The organism is Pseudomonas moorei, from assembly GCF_008801475.1.
Taxonomy (GTDB): domain Bacteria; phylum Pseudomonadota; class Gammaproteobacteria; order Pseudomonadales; family Pseudomonadaceae; genus Aquipseudomonas; species Aquipseudomonas moorei.
Genome location: NZ_VZPP01000003.1, coordinates 422,738 through 446,689 on the forward strand (window position 1 = coordinate 422,738; position 23,952 = coordinate 446,689).

General features: G+C 62.9%; 21 protein-coding genes and 1 pseudogene. 8 read left to right on the forward strand and 14 right to left on the reverse strand.

What is annotated here, in order from left to right:
- Positions 1-113: 113 nt before the first annotated feature.
- Positions 114-974 carry a LysR family transcriptional regulator gene (locus F7R06_RS07280; RefSeq protein WP_090320804.1) on the reverse strand — a complete coding sequence of 287 codons (861 nt, stop codon included), beginning with the start codon at positions 972-974 and terminating at the stop codon, positions 114-116.
- 111 nt (positions 975-1,085) lie between these two features.
- On the opposite strand from F7R06_RS07280, the gene F7R06_RS07285 reads away from it, so the two are divergent.
- On the forward strand, positions 1,086-1,511 hold the full coding sequence (locus F7R06_RS07285) for a VOC family protein (protein WP_090320801.1): 426 nt from the start codon (positions 1,086-1,088) through the stop codon (positions 1,509-1,511).
- 133 nt (positions 1,512-1,644) lie between these two features.
- Here the strand turns inward: F7R06_RS07285 and F7R06_RS07290 are convergent, their stop codons facing one another.
- The 6 genes from F7R06_RS07290 to F7R06_RS07315 all read right to left on the reverse strand — a co-directional run bounded on the left by F7R06_RS07290 (position 1,645) and on the right by F7R06_RS07315 (position 7,176).
- Positions 1,645-2,226, reverse strand: coding sequence for a GGDEF domain-containing protein (locus F7R06_RS07290; protein WP_090320799.1), 582 nt, complete (start codon positions 2,224-2,226; stop codon positions 1,645-1,647).
- Positions 2,227-2,300: 74 nt separating this feature from the next.
- A complete protein-coding gene (locus F7R06_RS07295) occupies positions 2,301-2,879 on the reverse strand; it encodes a hypothetical protein (RefSeq protein WP_090320795.1) in 579 nt (192 codons plus the stop codon).
- A 1-nt stretch (position 2,880) separates the two neighbouring features.
- Complete coding sequence (locus tag F7R06_RS07300; protein WP_090320791.1) at positions 2,881-5,049, reverse strand: xanthine dehydrogenase family protein molybdopterin-binding subunit; 2,169 nt, start codon at positions 5,047-5,049, stop codon at positions 2,881-2,883.
- Positions 5,050-5,056: 7 nt separating this feature from the next.
- Positions 5,057-5,512, reverse strand: a complete 456-nt coding sequence (locus tag F7R06_RS07305; RefSeq protein WP_090320788.1) for a (2Fe-2S)-binding protein — start codon at positions 5,510-5,512, stop codon at positions 5,057-5,059.
- 261 nt (positions 5,513-5,773) lie between these two features.
- Positions 5,774-6,928: an NnrS family protein gene (locus tag F7R06_RS07310; RefSeq protein ID WP_090320785.1), complete on the reverse strand. Its 1,155-nt coding sequence runs from the start codon at positions 6,926-6,928 to the stop codon at positions 5,774-5,776.
- Positions 6,928-7,176, reverse strand: coding sequence for a transmembrane sensor/regulator PpyR (locus tag F7R06_RS07315; RefSeq protein WP_090320782.1), 249 nt, complete (start codon positions 7,174-7,176; stop codon positions 6,928-6,930). Before F7R06_RS07315 ends, F7R06_RS07310 begins: the two co-directional genes overlap by 1 nt.
- A gap of 266 nt (positions 7,177-7,442) precedes the next feature.
- Between F7R06_RS07315 and F7R06_RS07320 the strand changes: the two genes are divergently transcribed.
- Together F7R06_RS07320 and F7R06_RS07325 are read left to right on the forward strand one after the other, a co-directional pair.
- On the forward strand, positions 7,443-7,946 hold the full coding sequence (locus tag F7R06_RS07320) for a VOC family protein (protein WP_090320779.1): 504 nt from the start codon (positions 7,443-7,445) through the stop codon (positions 7,944-7,946).
- A gap of 33 nt (positions 7,947-7,979) precedes the next feature.
- Positions 7,980-8,813 (forward strand): AraC family transcriptional regulator, encoded by an 834-nt coding sequence (locus F7R06_RS07325; protein ID WP_090320776.1) that lies wholly within the window; start codon positions 7,980-7,982, stop codon positions 8,811-8,813.
- 183 nt (positions 8,814-8,996) lie between these two features.
- Here F7R06_RS07325 and F7R06_RS07330 read toward each other — a convergent pair whose 3' ends face one another.
- The 5 genes and pseudogenes from F7R06_RS07330 to F7R06_RS07350 form a co-directional block, all read right to left on the reverse strand.
- The gene (locus tag F7R06_RS07330) at positions 8,997-12,374 is read right to left on the reverse strand and encodes an ImcF-related family protein (RefSeq protein WP_090320773.1); all 3,378 of its coding nucleotides are present in this window, start codon (positions 12,372-12,374) and stop codon (positions 8,997-8,999) included.
- A complete protein-coding gene (locus tag F7R06_RS07335) occupies positions 12,361-13,017 on the reverse strand; it encodes a hypothetical protein (RefSeq protein WP_245706680.1) in 657 nt (218 codons plus the stop codon). Before F7R06_RS07335 ends, F7R06_RS07330 begins: the two co-directional genes overlap by 14 nt.
- A pseudogene (locus F7R06_RS07340) lies at positions 13,014-14,669 on the reverse strand (type VI secretion system Vgr family protein); the annotation flags it as partial. The pseudogene F7R06_RS07340 and the gene F7R06_RS07335, both read right to left, overlap by 4 nt.
- 216 nt (positions 14,670-14,885) lie before the next feature.
- On the reverse strand, positions 14,886-15,473 hold the full coding sequence (locus tag F7R06_RS07345) for a LysE family translocator (protein WP_090320770.1): 588 nt from the start codon (positions 15,471-15,473) through the stop codon (positions 14,886-14,888).
- Positions 15,474-15,549: 76 nt separating this feature from the next.
- Positions 15,550-16,881, reverse strand: a complete 1,332-nt coding sequence (locus F7R06_RS07350; RefSeq protein ID WP_090320767.1) for an aminotransferase-like domain-containing protein — start codon at positions 16,879-16,881, stop codon at positions 15,550-15,552.
- Positions 16,882-16,970: 89 nt separating this feature from the next.
- Between F7R06_RS07350 and F7R06_RS07355 the strand changes: the two genes are divergently transcribed.
- The 5 genes from F7R06_RS07355 (at position 16,971) to F7R06_RS07375 (ending at position 21,634) form a co-directional block, all read left to right on the forward strand.
- The gene (locus tag F7R06_RS07355; protein ID WP_090320762.1) at positions 16,971-17,867 is read left to right on the forward strand and encodes a DMT family transporter; all 897 of its coding nucleotides are present in this window, start codon (positions 16,971-16,973) and stop codon (positions 17,865-17,867) included.
- 90 nt (positions 17,868-17,957) lie between these two features.
- Positions 17,958-18,578, forward strand: coding sequence for a LysE family translocator (locus F7R06_RS07360; protein WP_090320760.1), 621 nt, complete (start codon positions 17,958-17,960; stop codon positions 18,576-18,578).
- A gap of 98 nt (positions 18,579-18,676) precedes the next feature.
- Positions 18,677-19,717, forward strand: coding sequence for a DMT family transporter (locus F7R06_RS07365; RefSeq protein ID WP_090320757.1), 1,041 nt, complete (start codon positions 18,677-18,679; stop codon positions 19,715-19,717).
- 102 nt (positions 19,718-19,819) lie between these two features.
- Complete coding sequence (locus tag F7R06_RS07370; protein WP_090320754.1) at positions 19,820-20,902, forward strand: bifunctional transcriptional activator/DNA repair enzyme AdaA; 1,083 nt, start codon at positions 19,820-19,822, stop codon at positions 20,900-20,902.
- Positions 20,903-21,016: 114 nt separating this feature from the next.
- A complete protein-coding gene (locus tag F7R06_RS07375; protein WP_090320749.1) occupies positions 21,017-21,634 on the forward strand; it encodes a DNA-3-methyladenine glycosylase family protein in 618 nt (205 codons plus the stop codon).
- An 85-nt stretch (positions 21,635-21,719) separates the two neighbouring features.
- Here F7R06_RS07375 and F7R06_RS07380 read toward each other — a convergent pair whose 3' ends face one another.
- Entirely contained in the window at positions 21,720-22,817 is a 1,098-nt protein-coding gene (locus tag F7R06_RS07380; RefSeq protein WP_090320747.1) for an extracellular solute-binding protein, read from the reverse strand.
- 2 nt (positions 22,818-22,819) lie between these two features.
- On the reverse strand, positions 22,820-23,944 hold the full coding sequence (aguA, locus tag F7R06_RS07385) for an agmatine deiminase (protein ID WP_090320744.1): 1,125 nt from the start codon (positions 23,942-23,944) through the stop codon (positions 22,820-22,822).
- Positions 23,945-23,952: the final 8 nt, after the last annotated feature.

Consider the following 23,952-nt stretch of genomic DNA (forward strand, 5'->3'; position numbering starts at 1 on the left):
ACGCCCTTTGTAGGAGCGAGCCTGCTCGCGATGGTCGTTAACGATGATGCGTTTTGTCAGGATGAAACGGGGTGGTCTGAAGTCCATCGCGAGCAGGCTCGCTCCTACAGGGATTACGGTTGTGTCAGACAATTGGCAAACAACTGCTGAATCGGCTGAGTCCGCTGGCCATAGCGTTGCAACAGCACAATCTCGCGATAAAACGTCAACTCACCCAAGCGGACCACCCTGACCTTCGCCCCGTGCTCGAGCCATAACCCGGCTTCGGGCAGGAGCGAAATCCCCAAACCGCATTCGACCATCTTGACGATGGCTTCCAGTTCATCCAGCTCCAGCGCCACCTGCACATCGATCTGCTGTTCACGCAGAAACCGGGTCACCAGGCGTCCACCGAACGAGTTGCGGTCGTAGCGTACGTGAGGATGCTCGGCGAGCAACTGCAGCGGCTCGTCGCCTTCAAGTTCCGCCGGGACGATCAAAACAAATGGCTCGCGACGAATGACTTGTGCCGACAGTTCCTTGGGCAGGTCGAACGGTGGCTTGATCAGGATCGCCAGATCGACTTCGCCGGTGTCCACCTGGCTCAGCAGATTGAGCGACACCCCCGGCACCAGTTTCGGCTCCAGCAACGGCGCTTGCTGACGCAAACGCAGCAGCGCCTGGGGCAACAATCCGGTCTGGGCCGTGGCCACCGCGCCGATTTTCAGCTCGCCACGGTATTCGCTGACATCGTCGCTGACCGCCATGCGGCTGAAGGTGTCCAGGATCTCGCGGGCCATGGGCAACGCGCGCTGCCCCGCCGCATTGAGCAGCGCCTGACGTCCGGTGCGATCGAACAAGCGAATGCCGAGGGCCTGTTCCAGGTTGCGCATCTGCGCACTGACGGCCGACTGTGTCAGGCCGATGTGCAGGCCTGCTGCCGCAAACGTGCCGTAACGCGTCACCGCGATAAAGGTTTTCAGTTCCCGCAGCATAGGGTCCCCGATTGATCGAAATAATTTGAGCTCGGCGCAAAAACTATCGTCTTTTAATCGAAAAGCACAGGACTACACTCAGCCTGAATTCAGCAGATTGAGGCCCACCCGATGCAACTCTCCCCTTTTCACCTCGCTATTCCCGTCTATGACCTGCCGGCCGCGCGGCACTTCTATGGCAGCGTTTTCGGTCTGGAAGAAGGTCGCTCCAGCGATCACTGGGTCGATTTCAATTTTTTCGGACACCAGTTAGTGATTCACCTGGCACCGAAAAACGCGACCCAGGAAGCCGCCCACACCAACGCCGTGGACGGCCATGACGTACCGGTGCCGCATTTTGGCGTGGTGCTGGGCATGACGGAGTGGGAGGCACTGGCCGAACGCCTGAAGTCACTGGGGACGCGCTTTGTGATCGAACCGGGAATTCGTTTTCAGGGACTGGTGGGTGAGCAGGCGACCATGTTTCTGTTTGATCCCTGCGGCAATGCGCTGGAATTCAAGGCGTTCAAGGATATCGGGCAGTTGTTTGCCAAATAAGCGGTGACAGCAAGAACGCCTTCGCGGGCAAGCCCGCTCCCACAGTGATTTCTGTCGTTCACACGAGCGGTGTACACCAAGCCTCTGTGGGAGCGGGCTTGCCCGCGAAGGGGCCAGTCCAGCCAATACACTTCTAGCGGCCCAACACCCTTTCCGCCTCGACCAAAAGCTCTTCAATCGAGCCATGCTGCACAGTGTCGTACTCGATCTGCCCAATGCTGAAGCGGATGTCATAACCGCGATGCACCGTGGCATTGCGCTCGTCGAGCATTTCTTCGAGTCGCGCCTTGATTGCCTTGATGTCCACCGCGCTGGAACCGGTCAGCAAGGCGACGAAGGTGGCGCCTTCCAGTCGACCGATCACATCACTTTCCCTGAAGCCAATGCGCAGCACGTCGGCAAAGGTTTTCAGGGCATCGTCGCCCTCGGCGCGACCGAACAGGTAGTTGATGCGCTTGAACTCATCGAGGTTGAAAAACAGCAGGGTCGCCGGCCGGCCCAGTTGCTGGCAGACGTTCAGCCCCAGTTGGGCCAATGCAATGAACCCGTGCCGATTGGACAGCAGCGTCAACTCATCCATGCTCGCCATCTGCACGCCGATCACTTCCTGCTCAGCCTGGCGGGCCAGGTCGCGCAGCAGTTCGCGCTCCTGCAATGGCGTGCGCAAAGGGTCTGCGCAGACGCTTGATGGGTAAGTCTTGCCTGGGATCAGCATAAGTTGCTCCTGTGGCGACTATGTACTTTAGAGTCGCACAGAACCGGTTTGACTCCCGGTTGAGGCACCGTTGGTCAGCTACCCAGCGGACATGGCCCTCCCGCGTCCGCCCACACCTTGAATTGCTCGACGAAAATATCGTGGGGCACCGGCACGGGCTCGCGATTGCCCCCGGGATTCCAGCCCCACAACACCAATTTGTCCTCGCTGACGTGCTTGATCAGCGCCGCGAAATCACGATCGCCGTTGCTGGAACGGTCCTTGATCATGGCGCACAACTTGTCGGGCGGCAGGCCAATCCAGGCCATTTTGTGCGCGGCCGGTGGCAGGCTCCAATGGGGCGCCCCCGGAGGTGCCTTGGGGCCATAACTGGGCGGTGGATTGGCCTCGGCGTGGCAGGTCGCGCAGGGCAATCCGGCCGCGCCCTTGCCATCCAGGCCACGCACCACATTCATCCCATGGGGTTTTCCGGCGTCGAACTGCAACGGCGAATCGCCGGGAATGTGGCAGTTCTGGCAACGCGGGCTCTGGAAAACCTTCTGCACGGTTTCGAAGGCTTTCAAGGCTTCGCGATTATCGGCAAACAGCTCGGTTGCATAGATAAAAAGGCAAATCAGCAATAACGAGCCCAGCAACCAGTGATGTCGTTTCATCTCACACCCCCGACAACTGCAGCGGCAATTCACGCAGGCGCTGGCCGGTCAAGGCAAACACCGCGTTGGCCACGGCCGGCGCCGTGGGTGGCACGCCCGCCTCGCCGATGCCACCGGGTTTATCGCTGCTGGGCAGGATATGCACCTCCACCACCGGCATCTCGTTGAGCCGCAGCACCTGATAGTCGTGGTAATTGGACTGCACCACTTGCCCGTCCTTGAAGGTCAGTTTGCTGTGCAAGGTAAAGCCGAGGCCAAAGGTGATGCACGATTCCATCTGCGCCGCGATGCTCTGCGGGTTGACCGCAATCCCGCAGTCCACCGCGCACACCACCCGATGCACGCGGATCGCCAGGTTGTCCTGGGACACCTCGGCAACCTGCGCCACGTAACTGCCGAAAGACTCATGCACCGCCACGCCCAAGGCGTGGCCCTGGGGCAGTGGCGCCTTCCAGTTGGCTTTCTCCACCGCCAGGTTCAACACACCGAGGTGTCGCGGATGGTCCTTGAGCAAGGTACGGCGATACTCCACCGGGTCCTTGCCCGCCGCTGAAGCCAGTTCGTCGATCAACGACTCCATGACAAACGCCGTGTGACTGTGCCCCACCGAACGCAACCACAGCACACTGATACCGGTTTGCGGTGAATGCAGTTCGACTTGATGATTGGCCAGCCCTTCGAGGTAGGGACTGTCCGCCACGCCTTCGACCGAGGTCTTGTCGATGCCGTTCTTGACCATCGCCGCTTCGAGGGAGGTGCCGGCCATGATCGACTGCCCGACCATCACATGCTTCCACGCCAGCGGCAGGCCGTCGGCCCCCAGGCCAATCCGCGCCTGATGCAGGAACGCCGAGCGGTAATAGCCGCCACGAATGTCGTCCTCCCGCGCCCACACGGTTTTCACCGGCCCGCCCGCTGCCTTGGCCACCTGCACCGCTTCAGCGACAAAGTCCGAAGTCGGGTTGGCACGCCGGCCAAAACCGCCGCCCAGGAATTCGGTATGGATTTGCACCTGCTCAGGTTTGAGCCCGGTGATTTTCCCGGCAATCATCTGATCGAGGGTCTGGAACTGGGTACCGGTCCAGATCTCGCACTTGTCCGGGGTGATCTTCACCGTGCAGTTCAGCGGCTCCATGGGCGCATGGGCCAGGTACGGCACGCTGTACTCGACATCGATGGTCTTGCTCGCCTTGGCCAGCGCCGCCTGGGTGTCGCCGGCCTGGCTGGCGGGAAGGCCCGGCGTGGCGGCGAGCTTGCGGAAGCTTTCCAGCAGTTTTTGACTGTCCAGACCGGTGTTCGGCCCCAGGTCCCACTCGACCGTCAGCGCATCGCGCCCCAGCTTGGCCGCCCAGTAATGCTCGGCAATCACCGCCACGCCGGTCGGCACCTGCACCACTTTGAGCACCCCCGGGATCGCCAGCGCGCCGGCGCCTTCAAAGGATTTGACGCTGCCGCCGAATACCGGCGACCGGGCGACCATCGCGGTCATCAAGCCGTCGAATTGCACGTCCATGCCGAACTTCGCGCGCCCGGTGATTTTTTCCGGGGTGTCCAGGCGTTTGGTGGGTTTGCCGATGAATTTCCAGTCCTTGGCGTCCTTGAGCTTCATCGATGCCGGATCCGGCACCGGCAATTTGCCGGCATCGTCGGCCAGTTCGCCGTAGCTGACGCGCTGGTCACCGGCAATGACCATCCCCGATTCGGTGCGGATCCCGGACGGCGCCACGTTGAAACGCTTGGCTGCGGCCTCGATCAACATCAACCGCGCGGCGGCACCGGCCTGGCGGTAGCGGTCGAACTCCATCCAGGTCGAGGTCGAGCCGCCGGTGATCTGCATCCCGCCAAACCCGGCCAGGCCATAGTCCTTGGCCGAGGCCGGGGAATGTTCGACGCGGATTTTCGACCAATCGGCGTCCAGCTCTTCGGCGATCAGCATGGTCAGGCCGGTCCAGATGCCCTGGCCCATTTCCGAATGGCCGAGCAACACGGTGACGCTGTTGTCATTGCCAATGCGCAAAAACGCATTCGGTGCGAACACCTTGCCCTGGTTGTCCGCGCCCCGGGCAAACCGATGGCCGCCGGGGATGACAAACGCCACCACCAGGCCGCCGCCCAGCGCCGTGGCGCCCTTGAGGAAACCACGACGGGATAACGCAGTGATGCTGTCCATGGCCACCTCAACCCAACTCGGCGGCGCGTTTGATCGCGGCGCGGATGCGTGGATAGGTGCCGCAACGACAAATGTTGCCGGACAGTGCCTGATCGATGTCGCTGTCAGTCGGTTTGGGGATCTTCGCCAGCAGCGCCGCCGCCGACATGATCTGCCCGGACTGACAGTAACCGCACTGCACCACATCGAGTTCGGCCCAGGCTTGTTGCACCGGGTGCGATCCGTCAGTGGACAGGCCTTCGATGGTGAGGATTTTCTGCCCGTGGGCCACGGCCGTCGCGGGCGTGATGCACGAGCGCAGCGGCGCGCCGTCGATGTGCACGGTGCAGGCGCCGCACTGGGCCATGCCACAACCGAATTTGGTCCCGGTCAGGTGCGCAACGTCGCGTAGAACCCAGAGCAGCGGCATGTCCGCGGGGACATCCAGTTCCTGGTCCTTGCCATTGATGTTCAGGGTCAGCATTGCGATGGTCCTCAGACTCAAGGTGTTCTGAAGAGCGCGCGTCTTGGGAAAGGTGATTTTTAAGGGAGTGAAGCGAATCTACGCGCGCAGGGCTATTCCTACAGCTAAGCGCAAATTGACCCGAAGGCCGAATCGTATCGACCATCGGTCGTCCAGAACACAGCCCCGCAGGAGCCGGCTTGCCGGCGAAAGCGGTGGCTCTATCAGCATCGATGTCGCCTGACACACCGCTGTCGCTGGCAAGCGGGCGCCTACCGACAACTAGGCCCGTGGCTTGAGCAAAACCCCGGTATAACCCAGCAGGAACAGCCCGAACGCCGAACACCAAAGCAGCGCCGCCAACCCCAGCCCCACTCCGGAAAACGGCACCAGCAGTACCCGCGACACACCCGCCAGCAGCACCAGGGCAAACCCCGCGACCATCGCCTTCGAAGGCAGCAGCGGCCGTCCGGTATGGCCGAGGCTGACCCGGGCAATCATCGCCAGTATCAGCCCGCCGATTGCGCCAACCGCCAGCGCATGGGTGGCCAGACTCTGTTGCAGCATCAGCCCGGCGTGCCACAACGCCATCGCCACGACCGCCACGACCAGCCAGGCATAGGCCACATACAGCGACCACAGCAGAGGCACCCGCCACATTGCGCGGTCATGCCAGCGCCACAGCCGCCACAGGTGCAACACCCCGATCAGCACAAACAACAGCGACAACCATGGCCTTGGCGCGTCATTCAGGCCGACGGCAACGCTCACGGCGGCCAGCAAGCCACTGACCAGCAGCACCCGGGTCGGCAACGGGCTGGACGCAGGCAATGGCGGACGATTCAGCCCACGCTGAATGAAGAACGGGATCACTCGCCCACCGATCACACTCATCAACGCCGCCACCAGCCACAGTGCCGCCAGCACACCGCGCCGTTGCAAGCCATCGTCATGGGTCTGGAGCCCCCACAGCGTCATCAGCTGACACCCGGCGAGCAAGCTGATCATCAGCAAAATCGGGTAGTTTTCGCGTTTGCCTGCCGCCAACAAATCGCACCCCAGCACCCAGGCCAGCAGCGGCAGAAACGGCAGTTGAAATATCAGGACCAACGAAGAAGGAATCGGCATCAGCCACGCCAGTCGTGCCAGCAGCCACACCAGCACCAGCCCGATCAGCGGCCAGCCGTTTAGCCCCCGGCGTCCCGTCCAGTTCGGCACCGCTGTCAGCAGAAAGCCGGCAATGATTGCCACGGCAAACCCGAACGGCATCTCGTGTCGATGCCAGACGAGCATGCCGCCGACCGGTTCAATGCCCGGCCATCGGCCGTACAGCCACAGCCCCCAGATGGCCACCGCCAGCGCGGCAAACCCCGCTCCCGCCAGAAAGAACGGGCGAAAACCGAGACTGAAAACGGGCTTGCTTGCGAAATTGCCCATCAGGCCAGCGCCCTGGCCACAGGCTTGCTCAACCGATGCTGGGCCAACAGGCGCATGACGTAGCCGACTTTCAGCAGGGTTGGCCCGATGATGGTCATGGCGTGCATGGCGACCAGCGCAACGATCGGCAGATGACCGTTATAGAGGTAAGCGCCGTAGATCCCGGCAAGCAACATGGCCAAGCCAGTGCCGAGCACACGGCTCGAGAGGTGCAGAACATTCTGAGGATGGCTGAAAAAGTCGAACATTTTCCGTACTCCTGAAGGTATTCAGTTGTACATGAGGCGTATCAAGTCCCGTGCCAGAACTTTAAGCCCTCAAAATCAGCCACCTGCGAGGCACAGAGTCTTAAAGACTACTGCGTTGAATAGTCTGTATGACTCGATTGGTTGTCATAAAGACTATATCCAGCCAAAAAAACAGGAAGAACTTGTCGATCTACGGCACCGCCAGACGACCAGAGGCTGGCTACGCTGATAGTCCAGCCTGCAAAAACCTGCCAGGGAGACCCGCCATGCTACACGTACCCAAAATCACCCCGTGCCTGTGGTTCGACGGCCAGGCCGAAGAAGCCGCCAAGTTCTACTGTGCGATCTTCGATCACGCAAAAATCACCGCCATCACCCATTACGGCAAGGCCGGCCAGGAATTCCACGGCCGGGAAGTCGGTTCGGTAATGACTGTCAGTTTTGAACTCGACGGGCAGACGTTTAGCGGCCTCAACGGGGGCCCGAATTTCAAATTCAACGAAGCGGTCTCGTTCCAGGTCAATTGCCAGACCCAGGAAGAAGTCGACCATTTCTGGGGACGCCTGTCGGCGGGCGGGCCGGTCGAAGCGCAGCAATGCGGCTGGCTCAAGGACAAGTTCGGCGTCTCATGGCAAATCGTGCCGGTGGCACTGATGGAGATGATCAAAGACCCCGACACGGCAAAATCACAGCGCGCCATGCAGGCGATGATGCACATGAAAAAACTCGATATTGCCGCGCTGCAACGAGCCTTTGACGGCGAGAGCTAATACACTCCGACGCTGAACTGCCAAGGACTGACCATGAAGCTCACCACGCTCAAGGCCTGCGACAAGGCCCCGCGCTTCTGGCGCGACGATGCCCTGCCCTTCATCGAAGCGCGCTCCATCGCCGACGGGCGCGAGGTCTGTTACAGCCGGCATGCCCACGAACACTTCTCCATCGGCGCCATCACCGCCGGGCGCAGCACCTACATCCACGAGCAATCGCAGTTCGAAGTCAGCACCGGCACCGTGGTGCTGATGAACCCCGGCGATGTCCATGCCTGCAATCCAATCGACGACCAGCCCTGGTCGTACCTGATGCTCTACGTCGATACTGCGTGGCTCACCGATTTGCAGCACCAGCTCGGGTTCAGCGACGATCTGGCGTTTCGCCGCTTTGCCCTCACCCACACTGCCGACGCCAGCCTGTTTGATGGGCTGAAGGCCTTGTATGAGGTGCTGGTCGATCCGCAGCAGGACGTGCTGCGCAAGCAGAGCACGGCCGTGGAGTTTTTCAGCGACGTGCAGCTGCGCCTCAACCCGACCGATCCACCGCTGCGCGAACCGAACTTCAAACTGGAACGCGCCGCCGATTTCATCCGCGATCACTGCACGCAAATGCTCAAGCTCGAAGACATCTGCGAAGCGGCACAGCTGTCACCGTCCTACCTGATCCGCGCGTTCAAGCAGCATTACGGCATGACGCCCCACGCCTTCCTGGTCAACCGGCGCATCCAGTTCGCCCGGGACCAACTGCGCCATGGCAAGCTAATCGCCGATGTCGCACTGGAAGCAGGATTCGCCGATCAGGCGCACTTTCAACGGGCGTTTAAACAGCATCTGGCGGCGACACCGGGGCAGTATCGGGGGTGAGCCCTTGTGACAGCGGAGTTCCTGTGGCAGTGATTTCCTGTGGCGAGGGAGCTTGCTCCCGCTCGGCGGCGAAGCCGTCGCAAGACCTGTATGCAGGGTCTCGCTGACGAAATGCCGGGGCCGCTTCGCAGCCCAGCGGGACAGTGCGGCGATCCGACAAGCCCCTCGCCACAGACCTGTCAGTCACTTGCGCCGGGCTTTGGTGCCCTCAACCACAAACACCTGCGTCGGCAATTCAAAGTTCCTCAGCTTGAGCAGCGCCATCGGCCCCGCGCCCAGCTCGGTGCGCAGGTGCCAGGTCAGGTCGATGCCGTCCGGGGCCCTGAGCTGCACCTGGTAGTGGCTGTCGCTGTCGTTCAAGGGCGTGATCCGCGCCTGTTCCAGCAGGCGGATCAGGCCCCAGGTGCCCTGGTAGTCGCCGAACAGGCGTTCGCCGGCAGACACGCTGGTCCAGGTCAGGCTGGTGCCCGGGTGGCTGGTGAAACCGGGCCAGCTGAAGCGCTGCCAGCGCTCTTTCTGGTTGAAGTAGTGATGTTTGTCGCCATTGAGGATGAAGGTGGTTTGCACCAGGTCGCGCACCGGTTTGGCCCGCAGTTCGAAGCTCAGGCCCATGCCGCCGTCGGTGAACAGCACGTCGGCCAGGTGGCTGAGCTGGTTGATCGCGCTGAGAAATTGCGGGTTGAAGCGCAGGCCCTGGCTATGGCGCGTGTCGGCCACCCAACGCTGGCCTTCCTTGCGTAACACCCCGCCCAGTTGTTGCTGCAAGAACTGTTCGATGCGCCCGGAGTCGGCCCGAATCATTTGCCCGAGCATCGGCAACGACGCGTCGCTGGCGGTCGCGGCGAAGGGGAAGCGACCGGCGAAGGCGCGGTGCCAGTCGTCGACGATCGCCCGTTGCCACTGGCTGTTGAGGCCGGCGGCCGAGGGTTGCAGGACCCGTTGCCAGGCCTGTTCCAGCGGTTGCACGAACAGGGTCTGGCCGATGCCGTCCCACTCCGCGCCAAGGCTGGCGGCGACCAGGCTGCCGTAGGACTGGGTGTCGGTGAGGTCGACGTTCTGGCCTTGAAACACGCTCTGCGCCAGGGCCTGGGTCATGTCTTGCGGGTTGGCGGCGTTGCTCACTTGTTGCAGCTTCAGGCGCACCCGGGTGACGCGGTTGAGGAAGGCTTGCAGGCTCAGGCGGTCGCTGTCGTTGCGGCTCTCGGCGTCCTTGCCCAACAGCGCCAGCAACGGGCCGAAGGTGGCGTCCAGCGGACTGCCCGATCCCGGCAGCTGCTGGTCGATCGCCGGCACCTTGTCCTGGCCGATCAGCTTCTGCGCCGATTTGACCAGCGAGTCGGCGAACGCCGGCCCGCGCACGCCGGCCTGGCCCTGATACGCCAGGGTGTTCATCAGGGCAATCAGGGGCGACTGGCGCACATCGCTCATCAGCGCCAATTGATCAATCACCTCGCCGAGGCTGTTGACCGGCTGCCAGCGCAGGCTGTTGAGAAAGCCCAGCCAGGCGTTGGCGTAGTCGCGCAAGTAACGCTCGGTCAGTTGCTGTCGCAGTTGGTCCGGGGTCGACTCGCCAGCGATGTCGGTGGGGTCATCGCTGAGCACCCAGTCGATTTCTTCGCGGCGTGCCTCGACGATGCCATCGATGGCCTGGCGTATCTGCCCCTCCCAGGCCGAGCGGGTGAACACACCCGGCACCTGCTTGCGCGTGGAAAACAGCGCCCGGGCATTGGTCTCGCCGACCATTTGCTGCAGGCTCAAGGCCGGGTAGAGGTTGGCGGCATCATCGAGGACGGTTTGATACAGGCTGGCTTCGGCATTGCGTTGGCCCAACTGGCCGAGCAATACCTGTCGGACCTGGGCCACCAGCTTCGGGTCGGCCTCGATGCGCCAGTGCGGATGCGCCACCAGGTGCTCGCCATAGAACTGCCAGAGCGTCGGCGACAGGCCGTGCCACAACCCCGGCGAAACCCCGGCGTCGCTCGGCTCGAGCGGGCCCAGGACCTTGACCAGAAAGGCCGCGTCGACTTTTTCCGGTTGCGCCAGCATCAGGTAGGCCTTGAGTTGGTCATAGGCCGCGCCGGCACGCCGGGTGCGCTCGGGGCTGTCGGCGGGCAACTTGATCAGGGCAGTAAGCTGTTGTTGCAGGCTGGCCACGGCCGGATCGCGCAACAATCGCTGGTTGGCCTCGACATAGGTGGGCCATAGCATTTGCAGCAGTTCTGGATTCTTGTTCAGGCCGAAGCGCTGGTACCACGGCGAACCGTGTTCACTTCGGTAATCAAGGCGCCCGAGTTCGCGGGTTAGCTCGTTGAATGCCAGCCATTGCTCGTCCGCGCTTTGCGATTGCTTGAGGGACACCAGCAAGGTCTGCACCTGGGCGATGTGCACGCGGTTACTGGCAAATGAAAGCAAAAGCCCCGCGCCCCAGATCAACACCAGTCCCAGCGCCAGTGAATAACCCACCCGCGTGACGCCCCAGCCCAGGCGGCGATGGGGTAACGTCTTGTCAGCGAGCACGCCCTCCCAGGGCGGTGTGGCGTGCCAAAGGTGATCAGTATTTTCTTCAGTTGCTTTACCGCCCGGCACCGGCAGGCTGAACCACAACCCGCGTAACGGCACCCCACGGTCGAATACCCGGAACAACGGCGTCAGGGCCTGTTGCCAACGGCTTATGCCCTCGACCTGCAAATCGCGAGACAGACGCAACAGGAAATCATGACTCATGGTGCCCTGTATCTGCGCCCAACCGCTGTCGCGCAGGGGTTGCAGCAAGTTTTCCAACTGACGCTCCACGGCCAGCGGCGTCACGCCGGATGGCAGCAGACAACCCACCGCCTGGGTCGGGCGTTTGTCCTGCTCCCATCGACTGTCGCAGACCTGCCACAGGTGCAGCGGTAACTGCCAGCGCAGCTGGCGCGCCAGGTCTCGCAGGTGACGCACACCGGCGTCCATCGCCCGGGCGTCAGTGCTTTGTTGCGAGTCCAGGGCCCAGATCACAGCGTCGAGGGCGCGCCAGCGGCTCAGGCCTTGCCACGGGGTGAAGCGGCCAGCATCGAATCTGGTTTGGGTGCTGCCGCCCCAGAGCAGAATGGTGTCGTGGCCGGCGAGCCATTTTTTAGCGTTCAGGTTGGGGGCGATGGCGGTGATCTGATCAGGTTCGCCAACGACCAGCAGCAGGCGGACTTTGCGACGCCAAAGGAAACGGTGGTTTTCGTGCAGATATTCCTTTAATTCAGCGACCCAGGAATCGTCTGCCGGACCGGGCTCTTTGCTTAATGGCGAAATCGGTGCATCAACCTCTACCCCTGTCACGCGCGTCGCCCAAGTCACCGCCAAACGATCCCAGGCCAGCAGTATCACCGGACAGAACCCGCACAGGGCAACCCAGGTACCCGCCCCCCACAGCACCAACGATTTGAAGGGTAGTCGAGGCCAGCCGAAGTATTCATGGCTCAAGTCGTACAGCAGACAACCGACCACCACCAAGAGCGTCACGACCAGCAGATAGCCCGATCCCACTTTCACCAGAGAGCCTTTGCTCGCTTGCTTACTCACCGCCATGAGGCACCGCCATTCCAATAGCCAATTGATTGTTTCCGTCCTGACTCAGCCAGCCACAAGGCTGCCCTGCCTGCCCCGCCTGCAACAACGCCAGGGACATGCCGATGAAGGGCGCGAGTTGCGCCAGTACGCCCCAGTGTTCTGATAATTGATGTTCAGTGGCCGACCAGCCGCCTTTCACGAAAGCCCCCTGACTGGTTTTATCCAGCGCCAGACAGGTTGGCGGTGCTGCGTCCAGCCCGGCGTAGCGTTGCATCTGTACACAGAGTTCAGCGGGCGACTCGCTGGCCTCGCTCAACAGGTACTCACCCCTGTGCAATAACTGCCGGCCCCGGCAACTCACCAGCCAGACAAAGCCTGCTTCACCGGGCAGCTCTGGCTCTTCGGCACTCGGCACCGACACCACCCCGGCGCACAACAGCCAATCAGCTTCGTCGCGACAATGCTGATTAAACCCATCGATCATTCGATCCAGATCGGACAGGTCCTGCAGAGGCAAACGCGCTTCGGGCAATGTCACGCCAGCCTTGGCCACGACCTCCACAAAGGCTGCCTCGCTGCTCTGATCTCCCACCCACGCGACACCTCGCAACAGCGGCCAGCGCTCCTTCAAATCAGGCAGGGCCAGGGTCAGTTGAGCCAATCATCCGTCCGCAGCTCAAACCCTTCCCCGCGCTTGTGCTTCTTCGCATCCACCAGATGCCCCAGGTTCAACTGGCTTTTGCCGCCGTACTCGGTGCTGAGCTTGACGTGCTCCTGGCCGCGCCGGTCTTCCAGGCGCAGTTTGTTGTTGGCCGGGGTGCGCAGCACATTGCGGGTGTAGTCGCGCTTGGCCAGGGTCACGTGATCGGGGTGTTGGTTGTCGTGCAGGGCGTGGGCGATGTAGGGGCGGTCGGGGTCGCCTTGTTCGAAGGCGATGGCCACTTCGGTGCCGGCGATCAGCGGCAGGTGCAGGCCGTGGGTGTCGCCGGCGTAGGCGCGGGCCAGGCGTAGCCACATGCTTTCCTGACCGGGGTTCCAGGTGTCGCGGTCGAACAGGAAGTTGACCCGGTAGCGCCCTTCAAGGTCGATCTCGGCGTAGGGGTCGTTGGCCTGGGGGTTGGTGACGCGGGCCGGGACGGTGCCGGCGATTTGCGGTTTGTCCACCAGCGGTGGCCGAAAGCAGATGGTCTCGGCGTAGGGCATGGCCTCGAAGCGGGCTTCGAAGCTGCGGTCGCGGGCGGCCTGGGTGACCAGCCCGGTGATGACCGCGCCGGGGGCGAAGGCCTGGGGCGCGCCGCCGGCGATTTTCAGGACCTGGCCGGGGGCCAGGGTGGCGCTGCTGCTGATGCCGCTGAGCCGGGTCTGCTCGTTGAGGTAGCGTTCATGGCGCAGGCGTGCGTAGAAGTAGCCGCTTTCGCTTTGCAGGTCTTCGTCCTGGAGGTAGGCGTTGCCGAGCTCGCGGTAGCCTTCGGCGTAGTGGTAGGCCTCGCCGTAGGTGGTGGTGGCGCCACGGGTCTGGTCGACGTCGCCGTCGAGGTAGGCGTGGGCATCGCGGTGGTGATAGGCGCGGACGTTAACCTGCCGTTCCACCACCTGATGGCGGGTTTGCAGGTCCCAGACGCCGTCCTCGTCGCTGCTGCTCAGGCCGGCGGGCGAATGGTGCGGCAGGCGCACGTCGAACTGGTAACCGCGCTGGTCGTCGCAAAACTCCACCACGTCGATGCGCAGGCGCTCGTCGCTGGTGAAGCGGTACCAGATGCCGACGTCGGCGAGCAGGCGGCTGATGAACATCAGGTCGCTCTCGTTGTATTGCATCACCTGCGCGCGCCTGGGGTACTCGCGCACCAGACGAAACAGGAAATCCTGACCCCGGAAGCCATGGCGGCTGCGCAGGATGCTCTCGACGATTTCCGGCACCGATTGCTGCTGGTAGATGCGGAACTGCCGGCCGCGATCGAGCAGGGCCAGGCGCGGTTGCAGGGTGATCTCGTAGCGCGCTTCGTCCACCGACGCGGACAAGCGCTTGAAGCCGCTGACCACACCGAACAGGGTGCGCAACGGCTTGACCTCGGGCAACTTCAGCCCCGGCAAGGGCTTAATCGGCGGCGCGTGCAGGCTGAACCGCGCGTCCTGGCCGAGCAATTGTGGGGCACCGAGGTCGAGGTCGGTGCTGGTGAATTCGATGGTGTAGAGGAAGGGCTCGCTCAGGCGCTCGGTGCCGTGGAAGGCGAGTACGTCGAGGGTGGCGTCGAGGTTGCGGACCTGGATTTTGTGGCGGCTGTGGTCGAAGAAAATACGCGGGGCGATTTGCAAAATTCAGACCTCCCTGGCCTGTTTGAGGTGCACGGGGAGGCATTTTTTCCACCCTCGTTCAAGCGCGTGACAGCTTTCACGAAGGTGAAAAGGGTTGAAATAGGAGGTTTCCGAGGGTGGTGTAGGAGGCTTCCGTATCTGGATGCGACGGGGTTGTAGGAATTTTTTGGGCAGTGAGTTTCCTGTGGCGATCCCCCCTCGCCACAGACCTGCCCGTCATTCGGCAATCAGGTAAACCGCACTGACCGCCAGCATCAACGCCATCACCCGGTTAAACCAGCGCATGCCCGCCGGGTTGTCGAGGTAGCCGCGCAGAAAAGTCCCGGCGTAGGCCCAGCAGCCCACCGACAGGTAGCAAATCACCAGGTACACCGCCGCAAATTGCCAGACCAGCCGCGCCTCGCCATCGGCGACAAACGCCCCCATACCAGCCACGCAGGCCAGCCAGGCTTTCGGGTTGAGCCATTGCATCACGGCGCCATACAGCATCGACGGCGCACGGTTTGCGTCCTTCGCCTCAAGCTGCCCATTGTCGGCGGCGAGCTTGTACGCCATGTACAACAGGAACGCCACGCCCGCCCACTGCACCACCCGTGTCATCGCCGGCCACAGTCGCAACACCTCGTGCAACCCCAGCCCCATCAACACCAGCAGCAACACAAAGCCCAGGGTCGCCCCGGCCACATGCCGCTGACTGGCACGAAAGCCGAAGCGCGCCCCGGAACTCAACGCCACGATATTCACCGGCCCCGGCGTAATCGAAGCGGCCAACGCAAACGCCGCCATGGACATCATCAGACTCATCGCACACCTGTTCCTGTCAGTTGAACCAGGCCCCAAGGTAAAGCGCCTGCTGGCGTGCGTATTGAAGAAAACTGCCCTAGGCGTAAAAGCCGACCACCCTTTTCACTTTCACCAGCGCCTGGCGCAGCGAGTCCATGTCCACCGAGCCCAGCGCCAGGCGGATCGCGTGGGGTACATGGGCCGAGATCGCAAAGGGGTCGGCCGGCGAGACCGAGACCTGCTCGCGCATCAAGGCCATGGCGATCTGGTCGGCGCGGGCATCGTCGGTCAATGGCAGCCAGATGAAATACGAAGAAGGATGAGTGACGGTCCTCAGTCCCGCCAGTTCCTTGCGCGCCAGGGCCTGCCTGGCCTGGGCGTCCGCACGCTTCTGTGCTTCGAGCTTGAGGACGGTGCCGTCGTCGAGCCAGGCGCAGGCGATGGCGGTCATCACGCCGGGCGTGTTCCAGGTGGTCGCCATGATCGTGCGCTCGAAGGCCGCGACCCAGGGCGCGGGCGCGGCAATGAATCCGACACGCAAGCCAGTGGCGATATTCTTCGACAGGCCTGAAACGTACACCGTCCTTTCCGGCGCTATCGTCGCCAGGGGTGGCGGAACGTCTTCGGCCAGAAAGGCGTAGGCCGCGTCTTCGATGATCTTCAGATCATGCTTGCGCGCGATCGACACCAACTGCTCCCGCTGGTCGGCGGCCATCACCCAGCCCAAGGGGTTGTGCAGCGTTGGCATCGTGTACAGGGCCCGAACCGAACGGGTCCGGCACAAGGCTTCGAGGGCTGCCAGATCAGGGCCCTTGTCCGTGACCGGAATGGGCAACAGCTCCAGATGCAGGGTTTCGGCCAGTGTCTTGAAACCGGGGTATGTCAACGCATCAGCAGCGATCACATCGCCGGGCTTGAGCAAGGTCATCAAGGTCACCGCCAGACCGTGCTGGGCGCCACTGACGATCATGACCTGTTCGGCCGGCACGTTGAGCCCGCGTTCAATCAGGTGCCGCGCCACCGAGGCCCGTTCGTGCAGACGCCCCGCGTGGGGCTGGTAACGCAGCAGCGCTTCCAGGTCACCGGACAACGCCAACTGCCGCAGGGCATTGCGCAACAGATCGGCCTGCCCGGGCAACGACGGGTAGTTGAAGTTGAGGTCGATCATCCCCGCCGCGACCACCGACTGGGCGATGCCTTGCCCGGGCGGCAGCGACGTCTCCCGGACAAAGGTGCCGCGCCCGGTTTCGCCGCTGACCAGACCCATGCGCTCAAGCTCGGCGTACACCCGGCTCGCCGTGACCAGCGCCAGGCCTTGCTCAGTGGCGAGCTGCCGGTGAGTCGGCAAGCGCGTGCCGGGCGACAGGCGACCGGAGCGGATGTCGGCGGCAAAAGCGTCTACCAGGGATTTGTAGCGGGAACGAGGCATGTCGAGTTGTATCCATGACAATTTTTTGATTGTACCGATAGTCGATCATAGGATGGCTTTCGTGCAACCAGACTTTGAGCGAGAGCGCGATGGAACGGACTTCGAACCTGCAACACCGATTAGTGCAAAGCCATGCCAGCGGCTGGATCAATGGCCTGATCGGCGTGCTGATCTTCAGCGGATCGCTGCCAGCAACGCGGGTGGCGGTACTGGAATTCGATCCGGTATTCCTCACCGTCGCCCGCGCCACCCTCGCGGCGATCCTGGCACTGTGCCTGTTGCTGCTGTTTAAGGAAAAACGCCCCGCGCGCCAGCAACTGCTGCCCTTGGCCATCGTGGCGTCAGGTGTGGTGGTCGGCTTTCCCTTGCTGACGGCACTGGCGCTGCAGTACGTGACCTCGGCCCATTCCATCGTATTCGTCGGCCTGTTGCCGCTGGCGACTGCGGTGTTCGGGGTCTTGCGCGGTGGCGAGCGGCCCCGACCGGTGTTCTGGGTGTTCTCGGTGCTCGGCAGCCTGTTGGTCGTTGGCTTCGCGATCTCCCAAGGCCTGACCGCTTCGCCCCAGGGTGACCTGTTGATGCTGCTGGCGATCCTGGCCTGCGGCCTCGGCTATGCCGAAGGCGCGAAGCTGTCCAGGACGCTCGGTGGCTGGCAGGTGATTTGCTGGGCGCTGGTGTTAGCGCTGCCGGTCATGGCGCTGGTGACGTGGTGGCGGGCGCCGGCAACCTTTGCCAACATCAGCGCGCCCGCCTGGTTCAGCCTGGCGTATGTGTCGCTGTTCAGCATGTTGATCGGGTTTGTGTTCTGGTACCGCGGCCTCGCCCAGGGTGGAATCGCCGCCGTTGGCCAACTGCAATTGCTGCAGCCGTTTTTCGGCCTGACGCTGGCGGCAACCTTGCTGCACGAACACGTCAGCCTGGGCATGCTCGGGGTGACGGTCGCGGTGATCCTCTGCGTCGCCGGGGCGAAAAGATGCGCCCGTTAACCACTGATACGGCACTTTAGGTCAGTGACTGTACGGGGCGGCCCCTTCGAGGGCTGTGATAAAAATACGCTCTCGTCACTGGAGCCGATCATGGACCTCGCCACCCTCTCCCTCTTTCTCCCGGCCTGCTTCGCCCTGAACATGGCGCCCGGCCCGAACAACCTGCTGTCGGTGAGCAACTCGACCCGCTACGGCTATCGCACCGCGTGCCTGGCCGGCGTCGGCCGCCTGCTGGCGTTCGCCGGGATGATCGCCCTGGCCTCGGCTGGTCTGGCGGTGGTGCTGCAAACCTCGGAACTGTTGTTCTACGGGATCAAGATTCTCGGTGCGGCGTACCTGTTCTACCTGGCCTGGCAGTTGTGGCGCGCCGACCCCGGCGTTACGAGCGTAGTGACCGGCGCGCCCGTGGGCCTGCTGGCGCTGGCCCGGCAAGAGTTCCTGGTGGCAGCAGGCAACCCGAAGGCGATCCTGATCTTCACCGCGTTCTTGCCGCAGTTCGTTGACTCGACCCGCGCCATCACCCCGCAATTCGCGGTGTTGGGCGCCCTGTTCCTGATACTGGAATGGATCGCCATCGCCGCCTACGCCTACCTGGGCCTGCACATGCGCCGCTGGTTCGCCAAGCCGTCGGGCAAGCGCATCTTCAACCGCTGCTGCGCGGGGCTGCTGTCGGCGGCGGCTTCGGTGTTGTTGATGGCGCGTCGGGCCTGAGCCGTTTTTATTCATGGCCTTCTGCGCCAGCATGGATCGGCAACTGCGCCTGTGACTAAATAGGTCATCCCGCCATTGCCGTGAAAGCCAGGCCCCAAATGAACATAAGCATTCTGTATGCCCTTGCCGCCGCTGCGCTCTTTGGTGCAAGTACACCGTTGGCCAAGCTGCTGGGGCTGAACCTTTCGCCCATCCTCCTGGCCGGGCTGCTGTACATGGGCAGCGGCCTGGGACTGAGCGTCGCCCGATTGATCCGCGACCGTGGCTGGCGCCCCAGCGGGCTGACCGCTGCGGAATGGCCCTGGCTGATCGGCGCAATTGCCTTTGGCGGGATTCTCGGCCCCGTGGCCTTGATGTTCGGCTTGACCTCAACCTCTGGCGCCACAGCCTCCTTGATGCTGAACCTCGAATCCGTGCTGACCGCCGTGCTGGCGTGGGTGGTGTTTAAAGAGAACGCCGACCGACGCATCGTCCTCGGCATGCTGGCAATCGTTGCAGGGGGCGTGCTGCTGGCCTGGCCACAGGGAGCGGTTCACGCCCAGGGCTGGACCGGACCGCTGTTGGTCGCCCTGGCCTGTGCCTGTTGGGCTATCGATAACAACCTGACGCGCAAAGTCTCAGCCTCCGACGCGCTGTTCATTGCGGGTGTAAAGGGTTTGTGCGCCGGGTTGGTGAACTGCTCCCTGGCGCTGTCACTCGGCGCATCGTTGCCACAGATGACGGTACTGGGCCCAACCCTGATCGTCGGTTTCCTCGGTTACGGTATCAGCCTGGTGTTGTTTGTGCTGGCCTTGCGCGGGCTGGGATCGGCACGCACGGGCGCCTACTTTTCCACCGCGCCGTTCCTCGGCGCCGCCATAGCCATCCTGCTGCTGGGCGAATCGGTGACGGCGAGTTTTTGGGCGGCCTCATTGTTGATGGGCCTGGGGGTCTGGATTCATCTCAAGGAAAGCCATGCCCATGAGCATGAACACCAGGCACTGCTTCACCGACATCGACACGTCCACGATGAACACCACCAACACGACCATGAATTTGAGTGGGACGGCACCGAACCCCACAGCCATGAACACCAACACACGCCCATGCGGCACAGTCACGCGCACTTTCCAGACATCCATCATCGTCACAAGCACTAGTCGAGCACCGGCAGGGCCTGACGGATCGCTGCTTGAAACGGTCCGGAATTCCCTGTCGATTTTCCGGTGGAGACCACAGGATTCGCGCTCTATGCTGGCCCCATGAACTTGCACAGCACGCTACTTCCGCCCCACGCCGAGATGGTTCGCGCCATGCTCGAACGCGACACCGCCTACGAGGGGGTGTTTTTTACCGCGGTCAAAACCACCGGGATTTTCTGTCGCCCCAGTTGCACGGCACGCAAACCAAAGCCGGAGAATGTCGAATTCTTCGCCCATGCCGATGAGTGCCTGTCGGCGGGCTATCGCGCCTGCCTGCGCTGTAAACCCCTGGACGCCGCGGCCATCGCCCCGGACTGGGTACAGACGCTGCTCAAGTCGGTAGACGCCGATCCCGAGCAGCGCTGGACCGATGCCCGGTTGCTGGCCACAGGCATCGAGCCGCTGAAACTGCGGCGCTGGTTCAAGCAGCATTTCGGCATGACCTTTCATGCCTGGTTGCGCACGCGCCGCCTGGGCATGGCGCTGGGCGGTATCAAACAGGGCGATTCCATCGACAGTGCGGCATTCGACTCCGGCTACGAGTCCCTGAGCGGTTTTCGCGATGCCTTCCGCAAATCCTTCCACATCACTCCCGGTCGCGCGGCCAACAGTGAGCCGCTGCTGTTCACGCGCCTGACCACGCCGCTGGGGCCGATGATCGCCATGGCCGAACGACGCGGACTGGTGTTGCTGGAATTCCTCGACCGGCCGGCGTTGACCCGGGAGATAGAAGCCCTGCAGAACCGTTACGGCTATGCCGTGGCGCCAGGCCACAACCGCCACCTGCAACACATTGAACAGGAACTGGCGCAGTATTTCGCCGGTCACTTGACCGAGTTCAACGTGGCGCTGCACCTGCCCGGCAGCGAATTTTCCCGCCAGGTCTGGGCGGTGCTGGCGACCATCCCTTACGGCCAGACCACCACCTACGGGGCCATCGCGGCCAGGCTGGGCAAGCCTGGCGCCAGCCGCGCGGTCGGCCTGGCCAATGGGCACAACCGCCTTTCGATCGTCGTGCCCTGCCACCGGGTGATTGGTGCCGATGGCTCGCTGACGGGCTATGGTGGAGGACAGCCGCGCAAGGCGTTCCTGCTCAGGCTGGAAAAAGCCGCCGTGCAGATCACCCAGCCACTCGCCTTCTGACCACCCACTGTTGTTCATAAGGACCCTCAATGGACAGGCTCGACATGCAATTGCACGAAAAGACCCATGACGAAATCAACGCGCCGTTGAAGCCCTGCGCCAATGCCTGAGCCCATGCCCGAGCGCTATCAACCCGCCACCGATTTCCTGTCGTCAATCGATGAGGATTGGCGCCGGCACATTGCGGCGGTCGGCCCTTGCCTGCACCAACCCCAGGCCGCCCGCGATCCCTATGAATCGCTGATGCGGGCGATTGCCTATCAGCAACTGCATGCCCGGGCCGGCGATGCGATCATCGGCCGCTTGCTGGCCCTGTTCCCGTCAGGCGGATTCCCCAGACCCGAGCAGATCGTCGCCAGCGACTTCGATCAACTGCGCGATTGCGGGTTCTCCGCCAGCAAGATCGCGACCCTTCAAGGCATCGCCCAGGCCACCCTCGACGGCGTCGTGCCGGATTACGCCACGGCGCTGGCCATGGACGATGAAGCGCTGATCGAACGCCTGATCACCCTGCGCGGGGTGGGCCGCTGGACCGTGGAAATGCTGCTGATCTACAGCCTCGAACGGCCGGACATCCTGCCGGCCGACGATTTCGGGGTGCGTGAGGGGTATCGACGACTCAAAGGCCTGCAAGCACAGCCGACGCGCAGACAGATGATCGAAATCGGCCTGGCGTGGAGCCCTTACCGGACGGTGGCGTCCTGGTATTTGTGGCGGGTGCCGGGCCGGTAGACCGCGTTATCGTTCTTCGCGAGCAGGCTCGCTCCCACAGGGGCGGCGCCGATCCTTCGAAAGCGAGCTTGCTCTCCAACGCCAGTCACAACCCCGATTTCAACCGGCTGAACGCCCGGATCAGCGCCCGGTTGAAGGCCTTGCCGTTGTCATTCTTGCTGTACAACGAAGCGCGAACTTCGGCCGGCGGGTAGGTCCCCGGGTCATTGCGAATCGCCGGGTCGATCAGGCTGTCCGCCGCAGTGATTGCGTTGGCGTAGTGAATGGTGTCGGTGATCGGCGCCATCACTTCAGGCGTCATCAGGTAATCCATCAAGGCCAGGCCGGCCTGCGGATGCGGTGCATCCTTGGGAATGACCATGGCGTCGAACCAGATCAACGTGCCCTCCTTCGGAATCCGGTAACCGAGCTTGTAAGGCTTGCCCGCCGCTTCGGCCTGGCCGGCAGCGATGGCCACGTTGCCGTTCCACGACATCGCCACACAGGTGTTGCCGTTGGCCAGGTCGCTGATGTTCAGGTCGTTATCGAAATAGCGAATGTAGGGGCGGATCTTCGCCAGTTGCGCTTCGGCGCGTTTCAGGTCATCGAGGTTCTGGCGGTTGATGTCCAGGCCCATGTATTTCATGACCGCCGCGAACACCTCGTTGGGATCGTTGAGCAGGCTGACCCCGCAATCGGCGAATTTCGCCACCACCGCCGGGTCGAACAGCATGGCCCAACTGTCCGTCGGCGCGTCGGGCAGGCGCTGCTTGACCGCCTCATCCTGAAAGCCCACGCCCGTGGTGCCCCAGGCATAGATCCCGGCATAGCGATTGCCCGGATCGAACACCGCCATGTGCTGGCGAAACTCCTCGCCGACGCCGGCAAAGTGCGGCAGCAGCTGCTTGTCCACGGGCTGGATCGCGCCGCTCTGGATGGCCCGGGACAGATGCTGGCCGGCGGTCAGCACCAGGTCGTAGCCGCTGCGGCCGGTGAGCAGTTTGGTCTCGACGGTTTCCAGGGAGTCAAAGTGATCGGCGACCACATGGATACCCGTCTGCTTCTCGAAATTGCTCAGGGTATCCGGGGCCAGGTACTCGCCCCAGATATAGAGATTCACCACCGGCTTGGGGGTGTCTGCGGCCTGCACACACAGGGGTGCAAGCACCAGCAGTATTGCTTGAGTCAGTTTGTGCAGGCCCATGGTCACGCTCCCTTTTTCTGGCAGGCAGCGCCGGCGTACTGAGGCATGGTGATGCACGCAACGTTGCCGCCACCGAGGAGAATTTCCCGAGAGTTTTCGATGCCGACGATTGTGTGCCGTGGGAACAGTTCCGCCAGGGTCGCCTGCGCCACCTGGTCGTTGCGATCGCCAAACAGCGGCACCACGATCGACGTGTTACCCGCGTAGTAGTTGATGTACGACGCGCAGATTTTCGTGCCGGCCTGGCGGGTATGGGTGCTGTCCTGCTGATCCAGGCCTTCGGCCTCTTCGGCGGTCCACTCCAGCACATCCGGTTGCGGCAGTTTGTGCACGATCAGCTCACGGCCTCGGCTGTCGCGGGTACTGCGCAGGATGTCGTAGGCCTCCTGGTAGATTTCCCACTGCGGGTCGTCGCGGTTGTCGGTCCATTGCAGCACCACTTCCCCGGGGCGCACGAAGCACGCCAGGTCATCGACATGGCCATCGGTTTCGTCGAACTTGCAACCGCGCGGCAGCCAGATGACCTGCTCGGCGCCGAGGTAATCGGTCAGGCGCCGGGTGACTTCATCCTTGCCCAGGTGCTGATTGCGATTGCGGTTGAGCAGGCATTGCTCGGTGGTGAGGATGCTGCCCTGGCCGTCACTCTGGATACCGCCCAGTTCGGCAATCAACGGCGCGCGATAGCGGTCGAAGCGCTCGATTTCGAGGATTTTGCTCGCGATCTGGTCGTCCTTGTCCCACGGATAGTACAAGCCGCCGTCGAGGCCGCCGTAGGCGTTGAATTCGAAGTCGACGCCGCGCACTTCGCCGCTCTGGTCGTTGACCACGAAGCACGGACCACTGTCGCGGAACCAGGTGTCGTTGCAGGTCATTTCGACCACCCGCACGTTCGGCGGCAATTGGCGGCGTGCGGTGGCGAATTGCGCGGCGGAGGCACACACGGTGACCGGTTCGCTCTGGGCGATCGCGGTGACGATCTGCACCCAGACTTTCTGCGCAGGCTTGGCGCCATTGCGCCAGACGTCGGTGCGCTCCGGCCAGCCGAGCCAGCAGCCGGACTTGGTTTCGAATTCGCCGGGCAAACGGAAACCGTCGTGCTTGGGAGTTGAATCGAGCAAACGTGCCATGGGCAAAC